At 67.1% G+C, this 25,964-nt stretch carries 27 protein-coding genes; 20 read left to right on the forward strand and 7 right to left on the reverse strand.

What is annotated here, in order from left to right:
* The 7 genes from BM115_RS18935 to BM115_RS18965 form a co-directional block, all read left to right on the forward strand.
* Nucleotides 1–1,631: DUF637 domain-containing protein (locus BM115_RS18935; RefSeq protein ID WP_218158044.1), on the forward strand; the 1,631-nt coding region annotated here is incomplete at its 5' end.
* Nucleotides 1,632–1,641: 10 nt separating this feature from the next.
* Nucleotides 1,642–1,956 (forward strand): hypothetical protein, encoded by a 315-nt coding sequence (locus tag BM115_RS27140; RefSeq protein WP_143093919.1) that lies wholly within the window; start codon nucleotides 1,642–1,644, stop codon nucleotides 1,954–1,956.
* Between the two features lie 418 nt (nucleotides 1,957–2,374).
* Nucleotides 2,375–2,665 carry a colicin E5-related ribonuclease gene (locus BM115_RS18945; RefSeq protein WP_255370915.1) on the forward strand — a complete coding sequence of 97 codons (291 nt, stop codon included), beginning with the start codon at nucleotides 2,375–2,377 and terminating at the stop codon, nucleotides 2,663–2,665.
* A 5-nt stretch (nucleotides 2,666–2,670) separates the two neighbouring features.
* On the forward strand, nucleotides 2,671–3,000 hold the full coding sequence (locus BM115_RS18950) for a colicin immunity protein (RefSeq protein ID WP_092297487.1): 330 nt from the start codon (nucleotides 2,671–2,673) through the stop codon (nucleotides 2,998–3,000).
* A gap of 141 nt (nucleotides 3,001–3,141) precedes the next feature.
* Nucleotides 3,142–3,471: a hypothetical protein gene (locus BM115_RS18955; protein WP_255370900.1), complete on the forward strand. Its 330-nt coding sequence runs from the start codon at nucleotides 3,142–3,144 to the stop codon at nucleotides 3,469–3,471.
* The gene (locus BM115_RS18960; protein ID WP_092297495.1) at nucleotides 3,468–3,926 is read left to right on the forward strand and encodes a DUF2846 domain-containing protein; all 459 of its coding nucleotides are present in this window, start codon (nucleotides 3,468–3,470) and stop codon (nucleotides 3,924–3,926) included. Before BM115_RS18955 ends, BM115_RS18960 begins: the two co-directional genes overlap by 4 nt.
* 109 nt (nucleotides 3,927–4,035) lie before the next feature.
* Nucleotides 4,036–5,130, forward strand: coding sequence for a M14 family metallopeptidase (locus BM115_RS18965; protein WP_092297498.1), 1,095 nt, complete (start codon nucleotides 4,036–4,038; stop codon nucleotides 5,128–5,130).
* 15 nt (nucleotides 5,131–5,145) lie between these two features.
* Here the strand turns inward: BM115_RS18965 and BM115_RS18970 are convergent, their stop codons facing one another.
* The 5 genes from BM115_RS18970 to sctQ all read right to left on the reverse strand — a co-directional run bounded on the left by BM115_RS18970 (nucleotide 5,146) and on the right by sctQ (nucleotide 10,571).
* Complete coding sequence (locus BM115_RS18970) at nucleotides 5,146–6,048, reverse strand: LysR substrate-binding domain-containing protein (RefSeq protein ID WP_092297501.1); 903 nt, start codon at nucleotides 6,046–6,048, stop codon at nucleotides 5,146–5,148.
* 90 nt (nucleotides 6,049–6,138) lie between these two features.
* A complete protein-coding gene (locus BM115_RS18975; RefSeq protein WP_092297504.1) occupies nucleotides 6,139–7,371 on the reverse strand; it encodes a metal-dependent hydrolase family protein in 1,233 nt (410 codons plus the stop codon).
* Nucleotides 7,372–7,396: 25 nt separating this feature from the next.
* Nucleotides 7,397–8,701 (reverse strand): MFS transporter, encoded by a 1,305-nt coding sequence (locus BM115_RS18980; protein ID WP_092297507.1) that lies wholly within the window; start codon nucleotides 8,699–8,701, stop codon nucleotides 7,397–7,399.
* Between the two features lie 128 nt (nucleotides 8,702–8,829).
* Entirely contained in the window at nucleotides 8,830–9,489 is a 660-nt protein-coding gene (gene sctR / locus BM115_RS18985; RefSeq protein WP_092297510.1) for a type III secretion system export apparatus subunit SctR, read from the reverse strand.
* On the reverse strand, nucleotides 9,486–10,571 hold the full coding sequence (gene sctQ, locus BM115_RS18990) for a type III secretion system cytoplasmic ring protein SctQ (RefSeq protein WP_092297513.1): 1,086 nt from the start codon (nucleotides 10,569–10,571) through the stop codon (nucleotides 9,486–9,488). Before sctQ ends, sctR begins: the two co-directional genes overlap by 4 nt.
* Nucleotides 10,572–10,852: 281 nt before the next feature.
* Between sctQ and sctV the strand changes: the two genes are divergently transcribed.
* From sctV to BM115_RS19055, 13 genes are all read left to right on the forward strand, one after another.
* The gene (gene sctV, locus BM115_RS18995) at nucleotides 10,853–12,973 is read left to right on the forward strand and encodes a type III secretion system export apparatus subunit SctV (protein WP_092297516.1); all 2,121 of its coding nucleotides are present in this window, start codon (nucleotides 10,853–10,855) and stop codon (nucleotides 12,971–12,973) included.
* A gap of 7 nt (nucleotides 12,974–12,980) precedes the next feature.
* Nucleotides 12,981–13,247: a flagellar biosynthetic protein FliQ gene (locus BM115_RS19000; protein WP_092297519.1), complete on the forward strand. Its 267-nt coding sequence runs from the start codon at nucleotides 12,981–12,983 to the stop codon at nucleotides 13,245–13,247.
* A 45-nt stretch (nucleotides 13,248–13,292) separates the two neighbouring features.
* The gene (gene sctC, locus BM115_RS19005) at nucleotides 13,293–15,008 is read left to right on the forward strand and encodes a type III secretion system outer membrane ring subunit SctC (protein WP_092297522.1); all 1,716 of its coding nucleotides are present in this window, start codon (nucleotides 13,293–13,295) and stop codon (nucleotides 15,006–15,008) included.
* Entirely contained in the window at nucleotides 15,009–16,154 is a 1,146-nt protein-coding gene (locus tag BM115_RS19010) for a BON domain-containing protein (protein ID WP_092297524.1), read from the forward strand.
* A gap of 76 nt (nucleotides 16,155–16,230) precedes the next feature.
* Complete coding sequence (locus tag BM115_RS19015) at nucleotides 16,231–16,434, forward strand: hypothetical protein (RefSeq protein ID WP_092297932.1); 204 nt, start codon at nucleotides 16,231–16,233, stop codon at nucleotides 16,432–16,434.
* A gap of 175 nt (nucleotides 16,435–16,609) precedes the next feature.
* Complete coding sequence (locus tag BM115_RS19020) at nucleotides 16,610–17,101, forward strand: hypothetical protein (protein ID WP_092297527.1); 492 nt, start codon at nucleotides 16,610–16,612, stop codon at nucleotides 17,099–17,101.
* Nucleotides 17,098–17,889, forward strand: a complete 792-nt coding sequence (sctJ, locus tag BM115_RS19025) for a type III secretion system inner membrane ring lipoprotein SctJ (protein WP_255370902.1) — start codon at nucleotides 17,098–17,100, stop codon at nucleotides 17,887–17,889. The genes BM115_RS19020 and sctJ overlap by 4 nt, the downstream gene beginning before the upstream one ends.
* Nucleotides 17,886–18,677, forward strand: a complete 792-nt coding sequence (locus BM115_RS19030) for a type III secretion system protein SctK (protein ID WP_092297532.1) — start codon at nucleotides 17,886–17,888, stop codon at nucleotides 18,675–18,677. Before sctJ ends, BM115_RS19030 begins: the two co-directional genes overlap by 4 nt.
* Nucleotides 18,659–19,267 (forward strand): type III secretion protein, encoded by a 609-nt coding sequence (locus BM115_RS19035; protein ID WP_092297535.1) that lies wholly within the window; start codon nucleotides 18,659–18,661, stop codon nucleotides 19,265–19,267. Before BM115_RS19030 ends, BM115_RS19035 begins: the two co-directional genes overlap by 19 nt.
* Nucleotides 19,268–19,278: 11 nt before the next feature.
* On the forward strand, nucleotides 19,279–20,640 hold the full coding sequence (locus tag BM115_RS19040) for a FliI/YscN family ATPase (RefSeq protein ID WP_092297538.1): 1,362 nt from the start codon (nucleotides 19,279–19,281) through the stop codon (nucleotides 20,638–20,640).
* Nucleotides 20,637–21,149, forward strand: a complete 513-nt coding sequence (locus BM115_RS19045) for a flagellar FliJ family protein (protein WP_092297541.1) — start codon at nucleotides 20,637–20,639, stop codon at nucleotides 21,147–21,149. The genes BM115_RS19040 and BM115_RS19045 overlap by 4 nt, the downstream gene beginning before the upstream one ends.
* A gap of 3 nt (nucleotides 21,150–21,152) precedes the next feature.
* A complete protein-coding gene (sctT, locus tag BM115_RS19050; RefSeq protein ID WP_092297544.1) occupies nucleotides 21,153–21,977 on the forward strand; it encodes a type III secretion system export apparatus subunit SctT in 825 nt (274 codons plus the stop codon).
* A complete protein-coding gene (locus BM115_RS19055) occupies nucleotides 21,974–23,014 on the forward strand; it encodes an EscU/YscU/HrcU family type III secretion system export apparatus switch protein (protein ID WP_092297547.1) in 1,041 nt (346 codons plus the stop codon). Before sctT ends, BM115_RS19055 begins: the two co-directional genes overlap by 4 nt.
* 14 nt (nucleotides 23,015–23,028) lie before the next feature.
* Here BM115_RS19055 and BM115_RS19060 read toward each other — a convergent pair whose 3' ends face one another.
* Nucleotides 23,029–24,036 (reverse strand): helix-turn-helix transcriptional regulator, encoded by a 1,008-nt coding sequence (locus BM115_RS19060; protein WP_092297550.1) that lies wholly within the window; start codon nucleotides 24,034–24,036, stop codon nucleotides 23,029–23,031.
* A 338-nt stretch (nucleotides 24,037–24,374) separates the two neighbouring features.
* A complete protein-coding gene (locus BM115_RS19065; RefSeq protein WP_255370903.1) occupies nucleotides 24,375–25,688 on the reverse strand; it encodes an MFS transporter in 1,314 nt (437 codons plus the stop codon).
* Nucleotides 25,689–25,964 lie beyond the last annotated feature (276 nt).

Consider the following 25,964-nt stretch of genomic DNA (forward strand, 5'->3'; position numbering starts at 1 on the left):
GCAGCCTGGACCTGAGCCCGAACGTGGTCGACATCGGCACGAATGCGTACAAGGCGCAGGGCGGCTGGAATGTGGTGACGGGCACGGTGGTGCAGCCGGGCGGGTTCCTGTCGGCGATGCGCATGGACATCGACGCCGGCACGATCCACGCGGTGAACGACGCGTTCCGGATCACCCGAGCCGACGGCACCGTGGACGAGGAAGCCAGCGCGGCGCTGGTGGCGCAATTGAAGGAGAGCCTCGGGCTGAACTACACCGAGGACACGCTCCAGGACGACATCCACACCCGGTTTATCAAGGAAAAGAAGGGCTTCGGCATCATCGGCCAGATTGTGGCGATGGTCGCGGCGGTGGCGATCTCGATTGTTACGGCTGGGGCGGGGGCGGTTGTTGTCACAGCGGCATTTGGTGCGACGTTTGCCGGTTCCGTGATGGGCGTCGCGCTATCGGCGGCGATCTCCGGCTTGGTTGCCGGTACGTTGTCCAGCATGGTGACGCAGGTCATTACCACGGGCTCGCTCAACCTCGGCGCCGCGCTGAAAGCGGGCGCGGTATCCGGCCTAACGGCCGGGCTGACCCAAGGCGCGATGGGAGCTTTGGACCTCAGCTCTCCCGGGGTGACAAGCTTTGGCGACAACATCGCCAAGGGCGACTGGGCTGCGGTGCAGGCGAACCTGGGGAATTACGTCGAAGCAACGGTAGTCCGCTCTGCCATCAGCGCGGGCGTGAACACCGTGGCCTATGGCGGAAGCTTTGGGCAGGCGTTCGTGGGTGGGCTGGTAAGGGATGCGGCAGCAGTTGGGGCCAACGCCGTGGGAGTAAGCGCGCCGGGTATTGGCATGCCGGGCTCGGACTCCTCGACGATCCTGACCAATGTGTTGGGACATGCGCTGGTGGGGTGTGCTGCGCAGGGCCTTACAGGTGGTGATTGTGCAGGAGGCGCGATCGGCGGCGCGGCGAGTGCCATTGCGGCCCCATTGATTCGGGACGAGGTCTACGCGGGCAGCAATGTCATCAACTACAGCGATGACAAGATTCGGCAGGCTATTACGGTTGGGCTTGCGACGCTGATTGGAGGAGCAACTGGCGCGCTGTTGGGCGCCGATGTTACCTCCGCCGGGATGGCGGCGCAGAATGAGGCGCTGAACAATGCGACGAGCGGTTCAAAGAAGCCAACGGTTCCTGACGAAGTGCGCAAACTGCTTGAGCAGCAGCGGCGTGCGTTTGGTCAGGCAGGCACGGTCCCCAATTCGGGCAACGGAGTCGCGCCCCCGATGGTTGGGCCGAGCCCGTTGGTCCTTGGCGGTGCGAAGGGCGGTGCACCGAACTTCATCGTTTCGTCAGGAGGGACTGTCTACCCAGTTCCCAACGGCGCAACCGGTCCCACCCCAGTCTTGAACCCAGGGGGCAATCAAACCGGCGTAGCGTTCACGGGAGGGGCGGGCGGTGAAAATGGGAAAGTTTCAACGATACGGATTATGGATCCGACTCAACCGAGGGGGGCGAGTCCGGGCTATCCGGATGGATATGTAAAATATGAAAACTCGGCTCAGCCAAAGCCGCAAGGAGTTGATCCATATACTGGAAAAACTTTGCCGAATTCACAGTCGCATTTTCCAATAACCAAGTGAGGAAAGTATTATGCCGAGCGCGCTTTCGATTCTCGTCGGTAAAAAAATTGTTGAAATTGACATGACTCCACAGGACGGTGGAGTCATGTTTGAGGAGGGTATAACTTTAAATATATATAATAGTTATGAGGTAACTTTCAAGGATCCAGAGCGCTCGCCGTTAACTGGCTCGATCGTTGTGAGGGTTGAGGAAACTACGGAAGAAGCGATCATTGTCCTAGATAATGGTGTTTGCGTGAAGGTGGCGTTAACGAGCGATGCTTATTTCGGCCCTGAGGCAATGCAACTTCGCGTTCCAGGAAAATCAATTGTTATTTGGAGTTGACGCTCACTGCCTTAAGCTCAGTTTCCTTCTTCGTGCCATGCGCAAGTTCCAAAAAAAGACAGACTGGCGCGCTGTTGGGGCGTGACGTAACTTCCGCCGGGTTGGCTGCGCAGAACGAGGCCATCAATAACGCGACCAGTGCCGCGATGGTCCCGAAGCCGGCGCCCAGTGGGCCTGGCGGCACCGCCTTCCCGAACAACGGTCCGCGGAAGACCGACCCGCTGACGAATCCGCTAGAAGTAGAGAATGATGGTGTCCCATTGGGACGCCGAACAATGGGCCGCAGGGCGGGACGCTGACGGGTACGCCAGCAAGCGGGCCACAGGGACCAACGATTCTGAGTAATCCCGGGTGTATGCTGATGCCGGCGCTCTGCGCGGGTCTCACGCTTATCGCGCAGATTCAGAACGGCATTGGAATGCCGGTAGCCAATGTCACTATCGACAGTAAGATTGCCGGCCAACTCGGCGCGCGAGGGTGGACGCAACAAGGCGTGAGAACCGTCATTAGTGATGGGCCGGTCGGTACTACATTCGACAACCGATCCGCATCTAAAACACCAGATGGTTTGCCGAGGAACGATCCTGCATCTGTATATGGATCAAAAAATGGTTACGTCGTAGTAAATAATCGGACAGGCGAGGTTGTTCAGGTAAGTGGAAAGAATGACCCAGGTTGGATACCCGACAGCCGAATTCAGTGGAAATGACTGCAATGAAGATCGATCTCCAGCAGCGCTACACCTCATCGGAGGACTTCTTTTCCCTCGGCGGAAGTGTTGTGATGAAGCTGACTAAGGAAGCAGCGCTCAAAATTTGTGAAGGGGCGGTGGAGCAAGGGCTGGTCATTGCCCGGGTTGAAGGAGGTATTTGGCACGCGCCAGGATTCGAAGCGAGGCTAGATTGCGTTTGGGATGGAGTTGATCCTCCTGTTGATCGTCGGGAGGCCGAACGGAACAATTACGCTGCGGCTGCCTTTATTCGATCAGAGAGTGCCGAGCATGACGTCTTTGTGCTCACTGCGCCGTCGATGGCAGGGTGGTAGGCGGCAGTGTCGAACGAATCAGTCTTCGGTAGGATTCGGTGTTTTCCATCGATGTTTTGATCTTCATTCTTTATGCTTATGAAAGCTATTCGCTTTGTTTTCTCAATTGTGGCCGTTGTCGCCATGACAGCATGCGCCCCAATGATCTCCACATCGCCTGCGCACCTCGCGCTTGTGCAGCCGAGCACAGACAATAACCGCATCCAGTTCCAGTCCGACGTCCCAGTCAAACTGGACACCGGCTATACCCGCACCCTACGCGACAAATCCATCTGGTCCCGCATCGGCCAAGTCCCCCAGGGCGACGTCTACCGCCCATTCGGCACCATTTTCACCATCGAAGGTCGTCAGGTCCACGAAGCCTATCTGGTCGTAAGAGATCGCCGGCTAGTCGGGTTTTATCTTCCCGGGGAGGAGCACTATTCCCCGCTTTCCACCGCAGTACCCATAACATTTGGAGAAGTTGAATGAAACGAGTCGTTCGCCTCGCGCTGACCGGTATGGCGTTGTCATTCCTGATGGCCGGTTGCGCTTCTGGCGTGAAGCATTCGGAAATGGCGTCTTCGATCCCGTCGCTCAAGTCGGGCGAAGGTCGCGTTTATTTCCTGCGCTCGGCGTCGATGTTTGGAGTTGCCGTCCAGCCCGATCTCCGCCTGAATAACGAAGTGGTGGGCGAATCGAAGCCCGGCGGCTTCTTCTTTGTGGATCGGCCCGCCGGTAAATACGTTGCCTCGGCTGCCACCGAGACGGAGAAGACCCTCAGCTTCGTGCTTGATTCCGGGGAAACCAAATACGTACGCAGTTCGCCGTCGATGGGCCTGATGGTTGGTCGCGTCGTGCTGGAACTGGAAACGCCGGAAAAAGCAAAAGAGGATCTCTCGTCGCTGAGCTATACGGGCGATCAGGTCAAGACGGCCGCGAAGTAACAGAAGTCGTTGGGAGGATGCTGGCTTCGGCATCCTCCACGGTAAGCCTTGGCACACCCCCAAAAAATGGCGTTAAATAAACAAATCTCCACTCCCTCCAGGCCCCGCCATGCCTGCCAGCGCCAGCCCCATCGCCCGCTGCTTTGCCCAGCGCTACGCGGAAGCAAGACAGAAATTCCTCACCACAGCGCGCCAGGCCGGCGCCACGCTGACTGAATTTCCCCATCCCACCGAAACCGGCAGCGAAGGCGAGGTGCTTGCCATCGACGTGGCGTGGATTGGCCCCGCTGATGCGCTGCGCGTATTAATGATCACTTCCGGCACCCACGGCGCCGAAGGGTTTTGCGGATCCGGTGCCCAAGTGGCCTTGCTGGGCGATACCGCGCTCCATGCCGAGTGCCGCCAGGCCGGCTATGCGTTGTTGTTCGTGCATGCGGTGAATCCGTACGGGTTTTCGCACCTGCGGCGGGTCAATGAGGACAACGTCGATCTGAATCGGAATTTCATCGATTTCGATCAACCGTTGCCGACGAACGCGCCGTATGCGGAGGTGGCGCCCTTGTTGCTGCCGGCACACTGGCCGGCGTCGGATGCGGATCAGGCCGCGCTGATGAAGATTGCGGCCGAGCGTGGGATGGGGTGGTATCAGGCGGCGGTCAGCGCCGGGCAGTATCACGATCCGGGCGGGCTCTTTTTCGGTGGGCAGGAGCCGGCCTGGAGCAACTACACGCTGCGGCGCATCCTGGCGCGTTTTGGCGCGGACCGGCAGGTGCTGCGCTGGATCGATATCCACACCGGCCTCGGCCCGTGGGGCTATGGCGAGCCGATCTATATGGGGCCGGACGAGCCCGCGCAAATCGCCAAGGCCCGCGAGATCTGGGGAGCGGGTGTGACGTCGATCTATGACGGCTCGTCGACGTCGGCCAACCTCACGGGGCTGGCGTGGCAGGCGGTGCCGCAGACGCTGGGCAGCATCGACTATGCGGGTATCGCGCTCGAATTCGGCACGCTGCCACTGGCGGAGGTTCTCGATGCGCTGCGCGGCGACCACTGGCTCCATCGCCACCCCGAGGCTGACGAGAACCAGCGCGCGCTGATCAAGCTTGCGGTCTGGCGGGCGTTTTATGGGGACGCCGATGACTGGCGCGACGGCGTTGTCGCGCAGGTGCTGGAGGCGGTGCGGAAGGGCGTGGGCGTGGCCTAGCGGCGTATTGGCAAGCTACGCCTGCGCACCACTCTGTTCCACCAGCCAATTCCGGAACGAGCGCGCCGCCGCCGGCTCCACGCGGTCGCGCGGCCAGACCGCGTAGTAGCCGCCGCCCAGCGAGGCGCTTGCATCGCAGGCCCGCACCAGCACGCCAGCATCCAGGCAGTTGTCGATCATGTGTCGCCAGCCGAGCACGATGCCCTGGCCCTCGATGGCCATCTGCACGAGCACCGGATAGGCGTTGACCACCAGTTCATGTTCGATGCGCGGATCGCGCAGGCCATTGCGGGTAAGCCACGTCGGCCATGACATCCACTGCCGCTGGGCGTCCTCCAGCACCAGAAGCGTCTCCTTCGGCAGGTCAGCCACGGCCAGCTTGCGGCCGCGCAGGTAGCTGGGCGCGCACACGGGGAAGACCTCCTCGTCGTAGAGCCGCCGCGCGGCCAGGCCGCTCGGGGCACCTTCGCGCAGGTAGTAGAGGGCGATATCGAAGTCCGTGCCGGCCAGCGAGGCCAGGCTGTCGTTGACGATGAGTCGCACGCGGTAGTCGGGATGCTGCGCGCGGAACGCGGCGAGCCGGGGCGCCAGCCACAGCACCGCCACGCCGGACGAGCAGGCCACCGACAGCTCCACCTGCCCTTTGCGCTTCATCACGTCTTCCGTGGCCTCGGCGCAGGCCACCAGCAGGCGCTGCACCTGCTCGGCGTACTGCTGGCCGGCCACGGTCAGCCGCAGCGCGCGTGGTTCGCGCACGAACAGCTTCTTGCCGAGAAAGCGCTCGAGTTGCGCTACCTGCCGGCTGATGGCGCTTTGGGTGAGATGGAGTTCTGTGGCCGCGCGCGTGAAGCTGCCGTGGCGCATGGTCGATTCGAAGGCGACCAGGCAGGGCAGGGGCGGCAGGGGTGAGATGCGCATGGGGGAACGAAAACATGGCGGCAGGAGCCGCCATGATAAGTCCCACGCCGGGCGGCGACACGTTTTACCGTTCGTCCCCCGAGTCTTGCACTAGCGAGGTGCCTGATGCACCCGGCCGGCCTGCATGACGAGCCCAATGCGGGCATCGGGGCCGGCCAGCACGCCGATATCGGTGAGCGGGTCGCCATCGACGGCGATCAGGTCGGCCAGCGCGCCGGCGCGTACCGTGCCGAGTTCCCCGTCGCGCTGGAGGATGGCGGCGGCGATGGAGGTAGCCGAGCGAATCGCCTCGAGGTTGCCGAGCAGTTCCGCGCGGATGCGGAATTCCTCGGACTGGTACTGGTGCATTTCCCCGAGCAGGTCCGAGCCGAAGCCCATCTGCACGCCGGCTTCGGCGTAGATGGCCAGCGAATCGCGTCCGGCCTGGCGCACGGTTTCGATCTTGGCGACCGAGTCGGCAGGCAGACCGAGGCGTGCGCCGTCGCGCGCCAGCGCGTCGTAGGTGATCAGGGTGGGCACGACGAAGGCGCCGTGCTCGCGCATCACGCGGGCCGCGGCAGCATCGACGAGATTGCCGTGCTCGATGGTCCGCACGCCGCAGCGCACGGCGCGGGTGATGGCGCGGCCCGTGTAGGCATGGGCCATCACGTAGGTCTGGGCGGCCTCGGCCTCGGCCACGATGGCGCGGATCTCGTCCTCGCTGTACTGCGTGTTGCCGATGGGGTCGGTCGGCGATGCCACACCGCCCGAGGCCATGATCTTGATCTGCGTGGCGCCTTTCTGGATTTCCTCGCGCACAGCGAGGCGCACGGCATCGACCCCATCCGCCACGCGGGCGATGGCCCCGGCACGGAAGGCGCACGAGCAGGGCTCGAGCGTGTCCGAACGCGGCCGGAAGTCGCCATGACCGCCAGTCTGCGAGAGCGCCTTGCCGGACGGGAAGATGCGCGGCCCCGGAATCAGCCCGGTCGCCACGGCCTGCGAGAGGCCCCAGTCCGCACCGCCCGCATCGCGCACCGTGGTGAAGCCGCGCTCGAGCATGCCCTGCATGATCGGCATGGCGCGGAAGGCCACCAGCACGTTGGGCTGCACGGCGTTCACGCCGAGGTTGGCCAGCGAGGCCAGCACGTGCACGTGGCAGTCGATCAGGCCCGGCATCACGGTCTTGCCGGTCACGTCGATCACGGTGGCCTGCGGCGCGTGGATGGGCGTGGCCGAGACTTCGACGATCCGTTCGCCGTCGATCAGGACATCATGGCGCGGCAGCACCGTGCCGCGTGCGGGGTCGAGGACGTTGCCGCCCTGGAGCAGGATTTGAGTCATGAGGCTGTAGCGGAAAGACTTCCGTTCAATGCTTGCGAAGATAGGCGGGCTCGCGCACCAGACGCGTGCCGACGAAGCTGATGGCGGCGGCAATCATCACGTAGAAGGCCGGTGCCATCGTGCTGCCCGTGGTGGCGATCAGCCACGTGATGAAGAACGAGGCGAAGCCGCCGAAGATCGTCACGGCCATGTTGTAGGCCACGGAAAGTCCCGTGGACAGCACCTTGGCCGGGAACAGCTCCGAGAAGGCGGCCAGGATCGGGCCGGTATAGGTGGCGATCAGCACACCGAACACCACCTGGAACACCAGCAGCGAGGCCAGCCCCGGGGCGTGGTTGATGTAGGCGAACATCGGCCAGGCCAGCACGAAGATCAGCGCGGCGGCGCCGGAGAGCAGCCCACGGCGGCCGATGCGGTCCGCCAGCAGGCCGACGATGGGCGCGAACACCATGATCGCCATGCCCCCGGCCATGCCGGCGACAAAGCCGGTGGATTGCGGCACCTTCAGCACCTTCACGGCGTAGGTCGGCATGTAGAACAGCAGCACGTAGGTGCAGACCGTCCACAGGATCACCATCGAGAAGCTGGCGGCGGTCTGGCGCGGGTAGTCGCGCAGCACCTCGGTCAGCGGCGAGTCGGTCTTGTCGGTGGTCTCGCGGAAGGTGGGCGTTTCCTCCAGGTGATGGCGGATGTAGTAGCCCACGGGGCCGATCACCATGCCCAGCAGGAACGGCAGGCGCCAGCCCCAGCTATTGAGCGCCTCGGTGCTCAGGGAGGCCGTGACGAAAGTGCCTACGGCGGCGCCGAGCAGCACGGCCACGCCGATACTGGCCTGGATCCAGCTCGAGTAATAGGCACGCTGGTTTTCCGGCGCGTATTCGGTCAGGAAGGCGGTGGCGCCGCCCATCTCGCCGCCGGCGGAGAAGCCCTGCATGAGCCGGGCCACCACGATCAGCAGCGGCGCGAACAGGCCGATCTGGTCATAGGTGGGGGCGATGCCGATCAGCGTGGTGCCCAGCGCCATCAGCAGGATGGTCAGCGAGAGCGCGGCCTTGCGGCCCACGCGGTCGGCGTAGATGCCGAGGATGATGCCGCCCACGGGGCGCATGAAGAAGCCCACGCCGAAGGTGGCCACGGCCAGCAGCAGCGAAGTCAGTTCGTCGCCGGTGGGGAAGAACAGCTTGGCGATAATCACGGCGAAGAAGCTGTACACCGTGAAATCGAACCATTCGAGCCCGTTGCCGATCACCGTGGCGATGATGGCGCGGCGTCGCTGGCTGGCGCCGACACGGGGTTGGTCGGCCGCGTAGGCGGGGGCGCTGGCTTGCATGTCTCTCTCTCCCTTTTATGGCAGTTCAGGCCGATGTTAGGGGCGCCGCGATGACGCGAGAAACGAAATCTGCGCATGCGGTCATGACGTCAGCGCATGCATGGGCTGTGCCAGGCCGCTGCCAGCCGCTACCGATACGACAGCACCAGCCCCTGTATCAGCTGCGTCCAGCCTTCCAGCATCACGAACAGCAGCAGCTTGAACGGCACCGAGATGGTGGTCGGGGCGATCATCGACATGCCCAGCGCGAGCAGGATGGCCGCGACGATCAGGTCCACTACGACGAACACAAGATAGACCACGAAGCCGATCTGGAACGCGCGCGTCAGTTCGGAGAGCGTGAAGCTCGGGATCAGCACCATCATGTCGTCCGCCTTGAGGTCATCGGCGCGGCCCTCGGGCCAGATCCGCTTGGCCGACTGGACGAAGAAGGTGCGGTTACGTTCCTCGGTGTGCTTCACCAGGAACGCCTTGAGCGGCCCGCTCACGGCGTCGTAGACCACCACCACGTCCCCCACGTTGAACGCGGCGTTGGACTCGGCGCGGCGCTTCATGGCGTCGAACGCGTCGGAGCCGATCGGCGCCATGATGTAGGCGGTCAGGATGATGGCGATGCCGTTCAGCACCATGTTGGGCGGCACCTGTTGGAGCCCCAGTGCGGCGCGCAGCAACCCGAACACGATCACGAGCTTGGTGTAGCTGGTCACCATCAACGCCACGAACGGCGCCACGCCGAAGGCGAGGATGACGGTGAGGATCAGTACCGGATTGTAGAGGCCGTTGTTCATGCGTCGCCTGCCGCGAAGGTCGCCACGCGCACGCCCAGCCGGTTGCCCACGGCGATCAGCGTGCCGGTGCCGATGCGGTTGCCGTTCACCACGATGCGCACCTCGCTTTGCTTGAGCGGCTGGGGCAGCTCGAACACGTAGCCGGGCTTCACGGCGCGCAGTTCGGCCAGCGGCACCGCCACATCGCCAACTTCAAACCGCAGTTCTACCTCCAGGCCGTCCAGGTGCGAAAGCGTCGCCTGCGCCGCGTCGGGATGGGGAATGTCGGCCGGCGCGCCGGGCTCGGCGGCGCGGTGTCCTTCGGGATGCGTGTCTGCCATATGGGCTCCATGGAGGAAGGTGATGTCGTCCAGCGCCGTCACGCGGCGGCCTTCGGCCACGGCGGTCCACGTCATGCCGCGCTGGCCCGTGGCGCAGCGCACCACCAGCGCGCCCGCCTGCGACTGCCAACGCTCGATGCTGACGATGTCGCCCGGCTCGATCTCTCGCATCTCGCCGACCGTGATCGTGGTGGTGCCGATGCGTACGGCCAGCGGGGCCGGCAGGGCAGCCAGCCACGGCGCGGTCCGCGCGGGCGGCGCGGCGGGCAATGCCGCCAGCCGTTCCGGCGCTTCGAACTGCAGCACCGCGCGCAGCGGCGCGGCGCCGGGGCGCGTGAGTTCCACACCGAGCGCGGCGAGATTCGACGGCCACGCGGCAGGCGCCGGATGCCACGTCAGCGCGTCCGGCTGCACGGCGCCAACGGCAGCGGCCACGTCGGCGCAGGCATCGGCCATGATTGCGTGGCGCAGCAGCACAGGTAGCGCCTCGGCGGCACCCGGCACGCCCAGCAGGGTCCGTTCGCTCGCCACGTCCAGGCAGATACGGCCGTGGCGCGTGCCGAGCGTGAAGGCATAGCCCTGCGCTGTACGTGCGGCGATGGCGCCGTCCGGCGGCACGAAGCGGGCGCGCCAGTCATGGCCGGCCAGCCGCAGCGGCACGGGTGCGGCGCGGCAGGTCAGCCAGTTCATCAGGCGCGCGGTGTCGGCCTCCACATGAGGCAGGTCTGGCGCGGTGTCCAGCGTGGCCACGTTCGATGGCATGTCGCGGTGCGGTCGGTCCCGGTTGATGGATGGAAGGGGTGTCTGTCAATTCGCGCCAACTCGATTCGAGCCAACGATACGCAGCCGGGTGCAGCCGCGTCCACTACGAGCCCTTGTAGGCCCCCACCTGCCCGCATCCGCTAGCCCCCGCCGTGGCGCGGTTGGGCGTCGCATGGCGCGGCGTGTGCGCCATGCGCTACGAATCCTCGGTACTGGTCGCGCCCGGAGGTGGCCCATACACTGCGGCAACTGTCGAAACTCCGCTCAACCTGGGCTGATTCATGGCGAAATTCCCGGCAAAACTTCCGGCATTCCCACGTGGTGGTCTGGGGCCCGCTTCACCGGGGCTCCAGCAGATGGCCGCTGTCGCGTCGCGCCAGTCAGACCTCGCGCTGACGCTGCTGCTGTTCGCCGTGATTGCGCTGTTCGTGCTGCCGCTGCCCACGTTCCTGCTCGACTTCCTGCTCACGATCAATCTCGGCATGAGCCTGACGCTGCTGATCGTGGCGACCTATATCCCGTCCGCGCTGTCGCTGTCCACGTTCCCGTCGCTGCTGCTGTTCACCACGCTGTTCCGGCTGTCGCTCAATATCGCCTCGACCAAGCTGATCCTGTTGCACGCCAACGCGGGCCACATCATCGATACCTTCGGCAAGCTGATCGTCGGCAACAACGTGGTGGTGGGCGGCGTGGTGTTCCTGATCATCGCCATCGTGCAGTTCATCGTCATCGCGAAGGGCTCGGAGCGCGTGGCGGAAGTCGGCGCGCGCTTCGCGCTGGATGCCATGCCGGGCAAGCAGATGAGCATCGACGCCGACGTGCGCGCCGGCACCATCTCGGCCGCCCAGGCGCAGGACCGCCGCCGCGCGCTGGAACAGGAGTGCCAGCTCCATGGCGCGATGGATGGCGCGATGAAGTTCGTCAAGGGCGACGCCATCGCCGGCGTGGTGATCGCGCTGGTCAACATCCTGGCCGGCATCTGCATCGGTACGCTGATGCGGGACATGAGCATCGGCGAGGCGCTCCAGCGCTACGCCATCCTGACCATTGGCGACGGCATGGTGTCGCAGATCCCGTCGCTGCTGGTGTCCATCGCGGCCGGCGTGGTTATCACGCGGGTCTCGTCCGATGAAGACCGCACCCGCTCGCTGAACCTGGGCAACGTGATTGGCCGGCAACTGCTGGGCCAGCCGAAGGCGCTGGTGGTGTCGGGGCTGGCCATCGCCGTGTTCCTGGTGGTGCCGGGCTTCCCCAAGTGGACCTTCGGGATCATGGCCATCGTGGTGGCCGGCGGCGGCTACCTGCTGATGCGCCGCGCCGCGCGCAGCACCGGCACGGTTACGTGGATCGAGATGGGCGATGCGGAGGCGGACGCCAATGCCGCCGCCGTGGCCCCGGCGCTGGCGCTGGAGCTGGACGACGCCCTGCGGGGCCGCATCGACCTGCGCCAGTTCGAACAGCGCATGACCACCACCAAGGGCGAGGTGGAGGCGGACCTCGGCATGGTCTTCCCCCGGCTGCGGATCGCGCATCGCCCGCTGGCCGAGCGCGACGCCTACGCCATCCGCGTGCAGGACGTGGTGGCGTCGGCCGGCGTGCTGCGCCCCGGCAAGCGGCTGCTGGAGCCCGGCGCGCGCGCCCGCATCGACCAGGGCGAGGCAGAAGTCGGCGTGCCGTTTGGCCCGTTTCCGGAGGTGGTGTGGATTCCCGCGCCCGCCGGCGACGCGCCGCCGCCTGAGGGCGTACGCACGCTGTCCTGCGAGGAAGTGCTGGCCGTGCACGTCGGCGCCATGATCAAGCAGCACGCGGCGCCGCTGCTCGGCATTCAGGACGTGCAGGCGATGATCCACGTGGTGCAGGCCGACGCACCGGACCTGGTCATGGAACTGGCCCGGGTCGTGCCGCTGCAGCGCATCACCGACGTGCTGCGCCGCCTGTTGCAGGAGGGCGTGCCCATCCGCAACCTGCGCACGATTTTCGAAAGCCTGGTGACCTGGGCGCCGAAGGAGACCGACGCCATCGCGCTGACCGAACTGGTGCGCGTGGACCTGGGCCGACTGATCACCAGCCGTCACGTGGGACCGGCACGGTCGATCGATGCCGTGCTGTTCGAACCGGCGCTTGAAGCGCGCGTGCAGGGCGCCATCGAGCGCGCGGCGCGCGGCAACATTCTGCTGCTGAGCCACGACGTGACGCGCGACATCCGCGAGCAACTGCGCGTGCTGCTGGAGAAAGCCGGCGCCGCGCGCGTGGTGGTCGTGGTCAGCACCGATGTGCGGCGCTATATCAAACGGCTGATCGAGCCCGTGGCGCCGCGTATCGCCGTGCTGTCCTACCAGGAGGTCGACGAGGACGTGACGCTGGTGCCGGTGGGCTGGATCCAGAACCCGCCGAGCGAGTAAGACCGCCATGACCGCCGACACCATCCTCGACATCACCCGCCAGGCGCTGCTGGTGGTGCTGTGGGTCACGCTGCCCGTGGTGCTGATTGGCACCGTCGTGGCGCTGGTGGTGGCCGTGCTGCAGGCCGTCACGCAGATCCAGGACCAGAGCATCGGCACGTCCACGCGGCTGATTGCCGTGCTGGTGTCGCTGGTGCTGCTGGGCGGCTGGCTGGGCGGCGAAGTGATGCGCTTTGCGCAGCGCGCGCTGCAAACGATGCTGACGTTTCTCTGAAGTGCTCCGCAACCTTCCACAAGAACCGAAAGAGACCGAGCCGACATGACGCCGCACCCTGGGGAGCACCGAAACAAGATCCAGCGCACCTGCATGGCGCTGCTGCTGGGCCTGTGCCTGCTGGCTACGGCCGGGGCAGCGGAGGCGGCCGACCTGCGCTGGTCCGGCAAACCGTTCGCCGCCACCGCCAGCGACAAGCGGCTGCCGGACTTCCTGCGCGAGCTGGCCGCCTCGCAGGGCACCACCGCCGTGATCGACCCGAAGGTGGAGGGCACCATCAGCGGCAAGTTCACCGAATCCGCCCAGCACGTGCTGCGCAGCGTCTGCGCGATGTTCGGGCTGACGTACTACTACGACGGCTCGCTGCTCTATATCGACGTGGCCAACGAGGCGCGCAACGAGGTGATTCCGATTGCGCGCGGGGCCGGCACGCGGCTGCGCGAGTCGCTGGTACGGATGCAGGTGCCCGATGCGCGCTATCCGATCACCATCAACGACGCCGAAGGCACGCTGATGGTCTCCGGGCCCAAGCGCTATGTGGAGACGGTGCGGGCCGCCGTGCGCGCCGTGGACGATCGCTCCATCGCCGATGACCGCGCCGAGGTGCAGCTCTTCCCGCTCAAGTACTCGTGGGCGTCTGACTTTCGCATCAACCGCTCCGGCAAGGAGATGACCGTGCCCGGCGTGGTCAGCGTGCTGCGCAATCTCTATGGCCGCAATCGCGGATCGCTGGCGAATTCGAACCCGAGCCTGGGCACCAGCCGTGGCGCCACGCGCATGGCCAAGCTGCGCACCGGCGACAGCGGCGGCATGAGCATTCCATCCGCCGATCCGGGCCAGGTGCTCGACAGCATGGGCGGGAACGGCATGATCGCCGCCGACGTGCAGGGCAACGCCTGGGGCAGCGGACAACTGCCGCAGTTCCAGGCCGACACCCGGCTCAACGCCGTGCTCGTGCGCGACACGCCCGACCACATGGCCCAGTACCGTCGCCTGATCGAATCGCTGGACGTGAAGCCGCGTCTGGTCGAGATCGAGGTGACGATCATGGACATCAGCCAGGAGGACCTGGACAGCCTCGGCGTGGACTGGCGCCTGCACACGCGGCACGTGGACCTCCAGATCGGCGGGGGCAATAACAACGCGCCGCTGACCTTCGGCAACCTGACCTCGGAGGCGGGCACCACGGCGGCGTCGGCGGCTTCCGGCCTGCAGTTCACGGGCGCCATCGGCAACGATGTCACGCGCTTCCTGCTCACACGGGTCAAGGCGCTGGCGGACCGGGGGCAGGCGAACTTCGTCGCCCGGCCCAAGGTGCTGACGCTGGACAACACCGAAGCCGCGCTGGAGAACCTCCAGGAGTTCTATGTGCGGGTGGATGGCTTCCAGGACGCCGGCCTCTTCAACGTGACCGCCGGCACGGCGGTGCGGGTGACGCCGCTGGTGGTCGATGAAAGCCAGAGCCGCGCGGTGATGCTGACCATCGACATTGCCGACGGCAACCTGTCGGGCGAAACCGTGGATCGCATTCCGGTGGTGCGGCGCCGCTCGATCACCACGCAGGCGATGGTGGAGGAGGGCAAGAGCCTGCTGATCGCGGGGTATACCACCGAGGAGCGCATCAACGCCTCGTCCGGTGTGCCGCTGCTGCAGGACGTGCCGATCATCGGCAATCTGTTCAAGTATCAGGAGAAGCGCCAGAACAATATGGAGCGCTTCTACCTGCTCACGCCGCGCCTCGTGCTGCCGGGGATGAGCTAAATGGCCGACATCCTGCATGAGGGCAACTCGGGCTGGTCGCTCCGGTTCCTCGGGGGCGATGTCTACGGCCGTCTCGTCACGCTGCGGCGCGGCGAGAACGTGCTGGGTGCCGCCGGCGAGGTGGACATCAGCGTGCCCGGCGCCGACGTGCAGCCGCGCCATCTGGTGCTCAACGTGGGCGACGTGGCGGTCTCGGCCGAGCGCGTGGGCGATGCCGCCGTGGAGATCAACGGCCGTCCCACCACGCAGCGCGTGTTCGCGCTGGCCGGCGGAGACATCCTGACTATCGGCTCGCTCGATGTGGAGCTGCTGCGCGCGCAGCCGGCGGCGACGGAAGCCACCGACACCCTGTTCGCCTGGGCCGAGTCGGGCCGCCGCGCCGAGCGGCAGGCGGACGGGCAGGGCGAGGGCGAAGCGGCCCGCCGTCATGGGCGCGCCCTGATGGCGGCGATGGGTGTGGCGGCCACGGTGCTGCTGGTCGGCGCCGGCTGGGCCGCAGCCACGCTCTCGCAGCGCGGCGCCCCGGTGCCCGGCGCGCAGGTGGACCCGGCGGCGGTACGCAAGACCGTGGCAGCGTTTCCCGAACTGGAGGTGGTCTCGCAGCCCAACGGCACGGTCGCGGTGCGCGGCTTCGTGAATTCACGTGTGGACCGCCAGCGCGTGACGCAGGCGCTGGCGCCCTATGGCCGCGCGGTGCAGCAGCAGCTCCGTTCCGCCGACGATCTGATCGAGCACATCCAGCGCTATCTGGACGAGCCCGGCGTGGGCATCGCCTATCAGGGGCAGGGCCGCGTGCTGCTCAGCGGCACAGCGGATCCGTCGGCCGGGCGCGACAAGGTCAAGCGGCTGACCGAAGACCTGCACCCGGGCGTGCTGGTCACGGACCGCATCGACTACCGCGAAACGGTGGACAACCGCCGCCGGCAGGTGCGGGATGGCCAGATGGAGAACTGGCAGGGCGTGTTTCCAGCCCGCGTGGTCAGCATCACCGAGGACGGCGAGGGCAAGCGCTCGGTGCAGCTGGCCAACGGCAGCCGGTATTTCGAAGGGGCGGTGCTCAAGAACGGTGCCGAAATCGAACGAATCGACGCGGATGGCGTGGTGCTGCGCGACAGCCCGGCGCCCGCGCCGCCGCAACGCAAGTAATTTGCATCACGCGATGCAGATGCCGCCGGCCTTTGGGGGCCTGGCGGAAGGTCGTCAACCCACCAAGGAGCAAACCATGGCAAATGAAGTGGACCTGAACGCCAAGATGAACGAGATCCAGCAGAAGGCGCAGGAGTTCTCCGTGAACATCCTGAATCTGCAGGACACGCTGACGCGCCAGAACGCGGTCGTCAGCAGCGAGATGGCACACAACACGCAGAAGGCGAACCTGATCCAGGGCGCCATGCAGGATGTGAAGCAGACCTCGCGCACGAACTGACGTTCGCAATGCCGATTGGGTTCTCCCCTCTCCCCTTGGGAGAGGGGCGGGGGAGAGGGCAGGCGGTTCCAGGGGCGATATCGCTTCGAGAGACTCAGGCCCTCTCCCCCGGCCCCTCTCCCGCATGCGGGAGAGGGGAGCAAATCGTCGTCAAATCGAAACAGGGAGAACCACCATGGATCCCACCACGATTGCCGCCACCGGGGCCGTAGCGGGCGCCGGGGGCAACGCGGGCCCGACCTCGGACGCCGCCACGCTGGCCGCGCACCAGGCGCCGCCTGCCGCGCCGACTCACGCCAGTCAGGCCAACCCCGCCGACGCCCAGACCTTTTCCGATATGGTGCGCGGCGGCCAGGCCGCCGATGGCTCGCGCGGTGCCCATGCGGCGCAGGCCGCCAGCGACCCGTCGTCCACCACACTCGGCAATGCCATCCGCTCCAGCTACGTGTCGGCCGGCGAGGAAGCCGCGCGGCAGGCCACACGGCTGCAGGAAATGCGCGAAGGCATGTTCGCCGCCATCCACACCGGCAGCACCTCCGACGTGGTCTATCAGGCCATGATGCTCCAGACCCAGTCGCTCGAGCTGTTTTCGTCGATCCACGTCACGTCGAGCATCGGCAGCGCCGGCACCAACCTGTTCAACAGCCTGCTGAAGAACCAGCAATGACCGCACCCCTTCCCCGTTGGATGTGCCGCGCGCGGCTGGCCCTGCCGCTGCTCGCCGCGCTGGCGCTGGCCGGCTGCAAGGTGGACCTGTACGCCTCCCTGAACGAGAACGAGGCCAACCAGATCCTGGCCGCGCTGACCGCCGATGGGCTCAACGCCGAGAAAGCGCGCGCCGGCGAATCGGGGGGCGGTAACCAGGACGGCAACTGGAGCGTGCGCGTGGAGGAGTCGCAGCTACCCGCCGCGCTGGAGATCTTGCGTAGCGAGGGGCTGCCCGGCGAGCGCTTCGCCTCGCTGGGGCAGGTGTTCCAGAAGCAGGGGCTGGTGGCCACGCCTACCGAGGAGCGCATGCGCTATATCTATGCGCTCTCCCAGGAGCTGTCCGAGACGCTGCGCAATATCGATGGCGTGGTCACGGCGCGCGTACACGTGGTGATTCCGGCCACCGATCCGCTCTCCGACAAGATCCGCCCCTCGTCGGCGGCCGTCTTTATCAAGCATCGGCCGGATGTGGACCTGCGGCTGCTGGTGCCGACCGTCAAGGACATGGTGGCGCACAGCATCGAGGGGGTGACGCATGACAGCGTGTCCCTGTCGCTGGTGGAGGCGCGGCCGTTCACGCCCGTCGCCCATGCAGCAGCGGTGCCCGGGGCGTTCCCGGTGGGCCGCTTTGCGTTGATCGCGCTGATGGTGGTGCTCGCCGCCGCGCTGATTGCCACCGGGGCACTGGCCTGGAAGCGTGGCGGGCTGCGCTGGCCGCCGCGTGCGCCGTCGCGGGGCCTGTCATGAGCCTGCCCGCCGCCGCGCTGCCCACGGCGCTGGCGCCGGCATTGCCGGCCCTGCCGGATGCCGCGCTGGCCCGGGCCGTGGTGGGGCTGCTGCAACGGCCGCTGGCGCAGTTGCATCCGAGCTGGCTGCCCGCCGACTGGCCGCTCGCGTGGCGCCGGCCTGCGCGTTTCGGCGCGGCGGCGGCAGACCTGCTGGCCGCGCCACTGGGTCTTGCCGCCGACGTGGTGACCCGGGACACCCTCGTGCGCGTGCTGACCGGCGATGGCGATGCCCGCGCCGATGTCCTCCCGCGCATCGTCCTGATGGACCGTCCCGCGCTGCGCCTGCTGGCACTTTGGGTGGGGCTGGCCGTGCACAAGCCCGGCTTCGCCAGCGAGCGCCGCATCGTGCCGGCGCCGCTCGCCAATATCGAATCGATCGCCGGCTCGCTGATCGGCCAGTTGCCGCGCGCCATGCGCCGCGTGGCGCGGCGGATCGACGCGCAGGCGGTGGCCTTCCTGCTCAAACGCGTGCCGGACCTCAGCGAACTGCCGATGAACCTCGCCCCGCTGCGCGCCCGCCCGCCCGGCGTGGGCCGTGTGATGGCCGAGCGTGGCTACCGGCTGCTGTGCGGCCTGATGGCCGGCTACGGCGCCCCGTTGCGGCAGGCGCTGATGCGCAAGTTCCCGCGCCGGCTGGCGGCCCTGCCGCCCGTGGCGCTGACCCGCGCGCAGGCCGCGCAGTTGCGCGAACTCCTGCTGCTTAACCTGATTCCCGAACGGTTCCCGGCATGGCACTGGCTTTTCTGATCACGAGCGAGAACCTGCAGCTGCTGTCAGAGCGCAAGGTGCTCAAGGAGGCAGAGTACGCGGCGCTGATGGATGCGGCGGAGGTCATCGAGTCCGCCCGGCGCGAGGCGCTGCACATCAGCACCGAGGCCCAGCGCGAGGCCGAGCAGCGGCGCCAGCACGGCTACCGCGACGGCTGGGCCCGCGCGCAGGCCGATCACGCGGCGGCCCAGGTCAGCGCGGCGGCCGAGGCCGAGCGGCAGCTCACCGGCATGCGCCGCACCATGGCCGAGATCGTCATGAAGGCCGTGCAGCAGATCGCGGGCGAGCTGGACCCGGACATCATCCTCGAAGTGGCGCTGCAACGCGTGGAGGCGCTGGTGCGCGCCGAGCCGTTCATCACCATCCAGATTCCGCTCGGTCGCGAACAGACCGTGCGCGGCCTGCTCGACCAGTTGGCCGAAACGCTCGACTGGCCGCGCCGCGCCAACGTGGTGGTGGAAGGGAGCCTGGAAGCCGATGCCTGCCGCATCCTGACCCCGTCCGGGACGATGGAAGTGGGCCTGCAGGCCCAGCTGGAGGCGTTCGCGCGGCGCCTGCAGGCTAGCTGACGGAGACGACCATGGCGACCGAACTGCCCGCCGCCGACATCCAGGCTGCGCTCCAGCATGCCGCCGCCGACCTGGGCCGCGCCTTCGACCATTTCACGCCGGTGGCGATGCGTGGCCGCGTCAGCAAGGCCGTCGGCATGCTGATCCATGCCACCGGCATCCAGGCGCATGTCGGCGAGATCTGCCAGTTGGTCACGCCGGGCGAGGCGCCGTTGCTGGCGGAGGTGGTCGGCTTCATGCAGCAGACTGCCGTGCTGACGCCGCTGGGGCGCATCACCGGCATTTCCGCGCTGACCGAGGTGGTGCCGGCGATGCACGGGCCGCAATGCCCGGCCGGCGCCGCGCTGCTCGGGCGCGTGCTCGATGCGCTGGGCGAGCCGATCGATGCCAAGGGCTCGCTCGTGGGCGTGACGCGCGTGCCCATCGACAACGAGCCGCCCGATCCGCTCACGCGCCGCCTGATCCGCGAGCCGCTGGCCACTGGCGTGCGCGCCATCGACGGCCTGCTGACGCTGGGCGAAGGCCAGCGCGTGGGCATCTTCGCGCCGCCGGGCGTAGGCAAGAGCACGCTGCTCGGCATGCTGGCGCGGGGTTCGGCGGCCGATGTGAACGTGGTGGCGCTGGTGGGCGAGCGGGGCCGGGAAGTGCGCGAGTTTATCGAATACAGCCTGGGCCCGGAGGGCATGGCGCGCACGGTGCTGGTGGTGTCCACGTCCGACCGCTCGCCGATGGAGCGCGTGCGCTGCGCCTACACCGCCACGGCCATCGCCGAGCACTTCCGCGACCAGGGCAAGCGCGTGCTGCTGCTGGTGGACTCCCTGACGCGGCTGGCCCGCGCACAGCGCGAAATCGGGCTGGCCGGCGGCGAACCGCCCACGCGGCGCAGCTATCCGCCCTCGGTGTTCTCGATGCTGCCGCAACTGCTGGAGCGCGCCGGCACCGGCGTACAGGGGTCGATTACCGCCGCGTATACGGTGCTGACCGAAGGCGAGGACGACAGCGACCCGATTGCCGAGGAAGTCCGTTCGATCCTCGACGGCCATATCGTGCTGTCCCGCAAGCTCGCCAGCGCGGGCCAGTATCCGCCCATCGACATCCTGCAGTCGGTCAGCCGCGTGATGCCGCAGGTGGCGGCTGGCCCGCATCAGCAGGACGCCCTGCGCCTGCGCCAGCTGCTGGCCAAGTTCCAGGACATGGAGCTGCTGCTGCAGATTGGCGAGTACCGGCCCGGCGCCGATGCCGTGGCCGACGTGGCGGTGGGCGCCATCGGCGCGATCCGCGCCTACCTGACCCAGCCGGCGATCCGGCTCGACACCTTTGCCGGGGCGCTCGCCAAGCTGGCGCAGGCCATCCGGCAGGAAGCGAAACCATGAGCCACGATCCGCGACTCGCCCAGCTTGAATCGGTGCGCCAGCGTCGCCACGAGGACGCCACGCGCGTGATGCAGCAGCACCGCGCCTGGGTGATGGAAGGCCTGCGGGATGCCGAAACCGCCCAGCAGGCCGTGCAGGGCGCACTGGCCGAGCGCGCCGCCTTTATCACCCGCTTGCGCGATGGCGCCACGCAGGGCGGGGTGTCGGTGTCCGGCCTGCTGGACGCGCAGGGCTGGCAGGCCGCCTTCGACGCCCGCATCGGGCGCGCCAACACGCGGCTGGCCGAGGCGCTGGACGAGGTCCAACGCCGCCGCACCGTGTTCGAGGAGAGCCGTCAGGCGCTGCTGCGCGCCCATGGGCGGCTGGTCGGGGCGCGTGAACTGGTGGCGCGGGCCCGGGCCGACGCCCGCGCGGGGCTGGAACGCCGCGACGACGAGGCCGTGGACGAGGCCGCCGTACGGGGCTGGCATCGTGCCGATCGTGCCGATCATGTGGACGGAGCGGCATAGCGCATGCCGGGCTCCACCATCGATCCGGCATGGCTGTTCCATTGGGGGCGCGAGGTGGTCATGCCCATCGTGCTGGTCATGCCGCGCCTGCTCACGGCGTTTACCGTGCTGCCGTTCCTGTCGCATCAGGCCGTGCCCGGCGTGGCGCGCAACGGCATCGTGCTGGCCATCGCGCTGTTCGTCTCGCCCGGCGCGCGGGTGGACCTGGACCATATCGCCAACGGCCTGTGGCTGGTGCTGATCTTCAAGGAGGCGTTCATCGGCCTGCTGCTGGGCATGGCTTTCGGCCTGTTCTTCGTGGCGCTGCAGATGGTGGGCGAGCTGATCGACTTCCAGACCGGCTCCGGCAACGCCACCTTCTTCGACCCGGTGACCCAGCAGGAAGACGGGCCGATGGAGAACCTGCTGTCCCACCTCGGCATCGCGCTGTTTGCCTCGTTCGGCGGGTTTTTCGCGATGACGGGCGTGATCATCGAGTCGTTCGCGTTCTGGCCGGTGATGTCGTTCGGCCCTGAGCTGTCGCTGTCGTCAATCGGGTTCGCCGGCGCCTATGCCGGCACGCTGTTCTCGTGGGTGGTGAAGCTGGCCGCGCCGATCCTGCTGTTGCTCGTCATCGTGGAGCTGGGCTTCGCGCTGATCGCGCGCTTCGTGCCGCAGTTCGATGTGTTCCAGTTCGCCCAGCCGGTGAAGATCACCGTGGCGTTCCTGATGCTGGTGTTGATGCTGGCGGTGATGGTGGACACGCTGCAGGGCTTCCTGCGGCCCGACAATACCCTGATCGACCTGCTGCGCAAGGGCATGAGCGCAGGAGGGGGAGGCGGCCCATGAGCCAGGACGGCGAGAAGAACCTCGAAGCGACCCGCCGCAAGCTGGACGAGGCGCGCAAGCGCGGCGAGGTGCCGCGCAGCACGGACGTGACGTCCTCCGTGGTGTTCCTCGGTGTGCTGGCCCTGCTGTGGGTGCTCGGCCGTTACTTCGTACGGCTGTTTCAGGCGCTCTGGCATAGCGCGATGGGTGCCGTACCGCAGCATCTGCAGGATCAGCAAATGCTGGTGCTTGGCGAGGCCAGCGCGCGCTTCCTGCTGATGGGCGTGCTGCCGGTGGCGGCCGTGGCGCTGGTGTGCGGCATCCTCGGCGCCTTCGTCCAGGTGGGGCCGCTGGTGGCATTCGAGCAGATCAAGCCGAACATGGCGCGGCTGAATCCCGCTGAAGGTTTGAAACGGATGTTCGCCGTGAAGAACCTGGTCAACCTCGCCAAGATCGTGCTGAAGATCGCCTTGCTGGGCGGGCTGGTCTATATCCTCGCGCTCGGCGCCATCGAGGACGGCGTGCGCTCGGGCCACGCCCGACCGGCCGAAATCCTGGTGCTGGTGGCCTACATCCTGCTGCGCATGTGCTGCTGGGCCGCGCTGATCTACCTGATCATGGCCGTGGTGGACTACGTGCACGAGCGCTACCAGTTCATGAAGCAGCAGCGCATGAGCGTGGAGGAGTACCGGCGCGAGCACAAGGACACGCAGGGCGACCCGATCATGGCCGGGCGGCGCCGCGCGGCCTTCTTCGAGGCGGCGTTCTTCGGCGTGGGCGAGCGCGTGCGCGTGTCCACGGCGGTGGTGTATTCCACGCAATACGCGGTGGCGCTGCGCTACGACGGCCCGGGCACGCTGCCGCGCGTGCTGGCCAAGGGCGGTGGCCACGTGGCCGCGCGCATCCGGCAGGCGGCGGCCGATTACCTGATTCCCTCGGCGTTCGATTCCGACCTCGCACAAAGGCTCTACATGAGCGTGCCACTGGACCGCCCGATCGATCGCGCGCTTTATACGCGCGTGGCAGACCTCATGCGCTGGGCCACGGGCGAGGAGTAAGTCCCCCGGCGCCCTCAGCCTGCCAGCGCGGCGGCGCGATGATCGGTGATGATGGCCGGCGCCGTGTCACCAGCAACCGGGTGGCCCGGCAGCGGCGCAGCGGGGCGCAGCAGCGTGGCGGCAGCCGCGAGCTGCACGCGGTTGCGCACGCCGAAGTGGCTGCGCAGGCGGCGCATGTGGTAGTCCACGTTGAAGATCGACATGTCCATGCGGCGCGCGATCTCCTTGTCGGAGAGGCCCTGCGCCAGGCAGGCGAGGATGTCGCGCTGCACGTCCGACAAGCCCTCCTTGGGCCGGCCCGCCGTGGGGATCTCGGCATGGCAGGTCAGGAACTCGTGCAGGCCCAGCCCCACCGTCAGCGCCTGCCCCAGCACCGTGTCGCCAATCCAGCGGCGGCTCTCGATGCCCGACATGAAGCTGATGATGACGATGTCGCTGGTGCCCGGCATCGGCAGGTTCAGGAAGACCCCGCTGCGGATGCCGGCGTCGCGCAGGTCGTCGAGGAAACGGCGCAGGCGCAGCGGCGGAATGCCGCCGGGCGGGGTGTGTTCGAGGTCATCGGCGTCCCACACCATCGGCAGGCCGAACATGCCGGGCTGCGGATTGCGCGGGTCGATCTCGAAATAGCGCTCGCGGAAGTACCGGTCGCGCCAGCCGGGGGCCGTATAGGTGTCGAAGAACGTGCGCGGCTGGATGTGCCCGCCCACGTTGGCGGCGGTGCCGTAGCCGAGGTAGTCGAAGCCGATCGCGTGGATCGCGGCCTGCATGACCGTGCTGCGGCCCTCGTGCGTGCCTTCGCCTGCCAGCGCCGAGACCAGCCCCGGCGAGCCGCCCTGGCGGGGCCGCGCGCGTACCGGCACGATCTGGCGTTCGCCATAGAAGCGGATGCCGTGGTGCGCCATGGTGGGGCTGGTCGGGCTCGCCATGGCGGGCGCCGCGCGGCGGGCGCGCAGCGTGCTTGCGGTATCCAGTGCGGACGCCCCCGCGTCCATGCCGGATACAACTTCTACTGCTCTGGTCATAAGGCCTCCGTGCGTATGCCTGCCGAGCCGTCTGGCTCCACATACTGCTGACCCGGATCCCGTCGGAAACCGTTGCTGCACCTTGCTGCGCGGGCTCATGGGCCCGGGCTGTCGATGTTCTGGTGTTCTAGTGTTGTGCTGGCTGGGTGCGGGCCATGAAGGCGCGGCCCGTATGGACCTGATGGTGAACGCCACGCGGCCGGTCGATCTTATGATTCTGGGCGGCGGGCGCGGCGTGGGTGCAAGCGTACGCCAGTCGGCACCGATGCCGCAAGCGCCGTGGTGTCGTCGCCACTTTCCCTGTCCGGTCCATGGTTTTGTGCACCGCGTCTTGCATGTCAGTCCTCCAGCTGCTTGCCGCGCGTCTCGGGCAGCGTCAGCGCGGCCAGGATCAGCACGCCGTAGGCCGCCGCGGCAAAGATGCCGATGGCGTGGCCCAGCGTCATCTGCTGGCTCACCTGCCCGATCAGGAACGGGAAGAACGCGCCGATGGCCCGGCCCACGTTGTAGCAGAAGCCCTGGCCGGAGCCGCGCACCCGCGTGGGGAACAGCTCGGTCAGGAACGCGCCCATGCCGGCGAAGATGCCCGAGGCGAAGAAGCCGAGCGGGAAGCCCAGCAGCAGCATGACGGTGTCGTTGACCGGGATGTGCGTGTAGGCCAGCGCGATGGTCATCGAACCGATCGCGAACAGGATGAAGTTGCGCTTGCGGCCGATGCGGTCGGTGAGGTAGGCACTGGTCACGTAGCCGATATAGGAGCCGACAATCACCATCGCCAGGTAGCCGCCCGTGCCGAGCACGGTCAGGCCGCGCTCGGTCTTCAGGAAGGTCGGCAGCCAGGTGGTGATAGCGTAGTAGCCGCCCTGGGCGCCGGTGGTCAGCAGCGCGGCGCGCAGCGTGATGGACAGCAGCTTCGGCGAGAAGATCGCGGTAAAAGAGGCGCGGTCCTGGTCCTGCCGGGCCTCCCGGGCCTTGTGCTCGGTATAGACCTCCGGCTCCTTGACCATGCGGCGCAGCACGATCACGAATACGGCCGGCAACAGGCCGATCAGGAACAGCGCGCGCCATGCCGTCTCGGCCGGCAGCAGCGAGAACACCAGCGCGTAGAGCAGGGCGGCAAGCCCCCAGCCGATGGCCCAGCCCGCCTGCACCATGCCCACGGCCTTGCCGCGGTCCTGCGCGCGGATCGCCTCGCCGATCAGCACGGCGCCGGCGGTCCATTCGCCGCCGAAGCCGAAGCCCATCAGCGCGCGGGCAATCAGCAGTTGTTCATAGTTCTGCGCCAGTCCGCACAGGAAGGTGAAGAAGGCGAACCAGAGGATGGTCAGCTGCAGCGTGCGCACCCGGCCGATGCGGTCCGACAGGATCCCGGCCACCCAGCCGCCGGCGGCGGAGGTCAGCAGCGTGGCGGTGCCGATGAAGCCGGCGTCCGCACGGGAGATGCCCCAGGTGGCGATCAGCGTGGGAATCACAAAGCTCAGGAACTGCGTGTCCATGGCGTCCAGCGCGTAGCCGACCTTGCAGCTCCAGAACGTGCGGCGTTCGTTGGGGGTGATGTCGCGATACCAGGAAAAGAAGCCGCGCGATGGCTCGGCGTGCGGGGTGGTGTCAGCTTGCGCGGGGGTGTCGATACGGCCGATCTGCGATTCCATGCCTTTCCTCTTCGTGGTCTTGTCGTGGTCTCTTGCCAGGGCTTTGCCGATGGTTCTTCTTGTTCTTGTCCTGCATTCTTGAAACCGCGCCTCCCTCGCGTCCAACTAGTTTTTCGGGCGAGGGCCGATAAGAAAAATTGAATCCTGTGCTGAAAGGCAGCTAATTCGGGGGATTGCGGGAGAGCGCCCGCGCAGCGGTTCGGGGTTTTCCCTGATCGTGCCGATGCCCCCCTTTCGCAGGGGAAGGCGTAAGCATACGGCGCGCCAGCCCCGTCA

Source organism: Cupriavidus sp. OV096 (assembly GCF_900115455.1).
In the GTDB taxonomy this organism is placed as follows: Bacteria; Pseudomonadota; Gammaproteobacteria; order Burkholderiales; family Burkholderiaceae; genus Cupriavidus.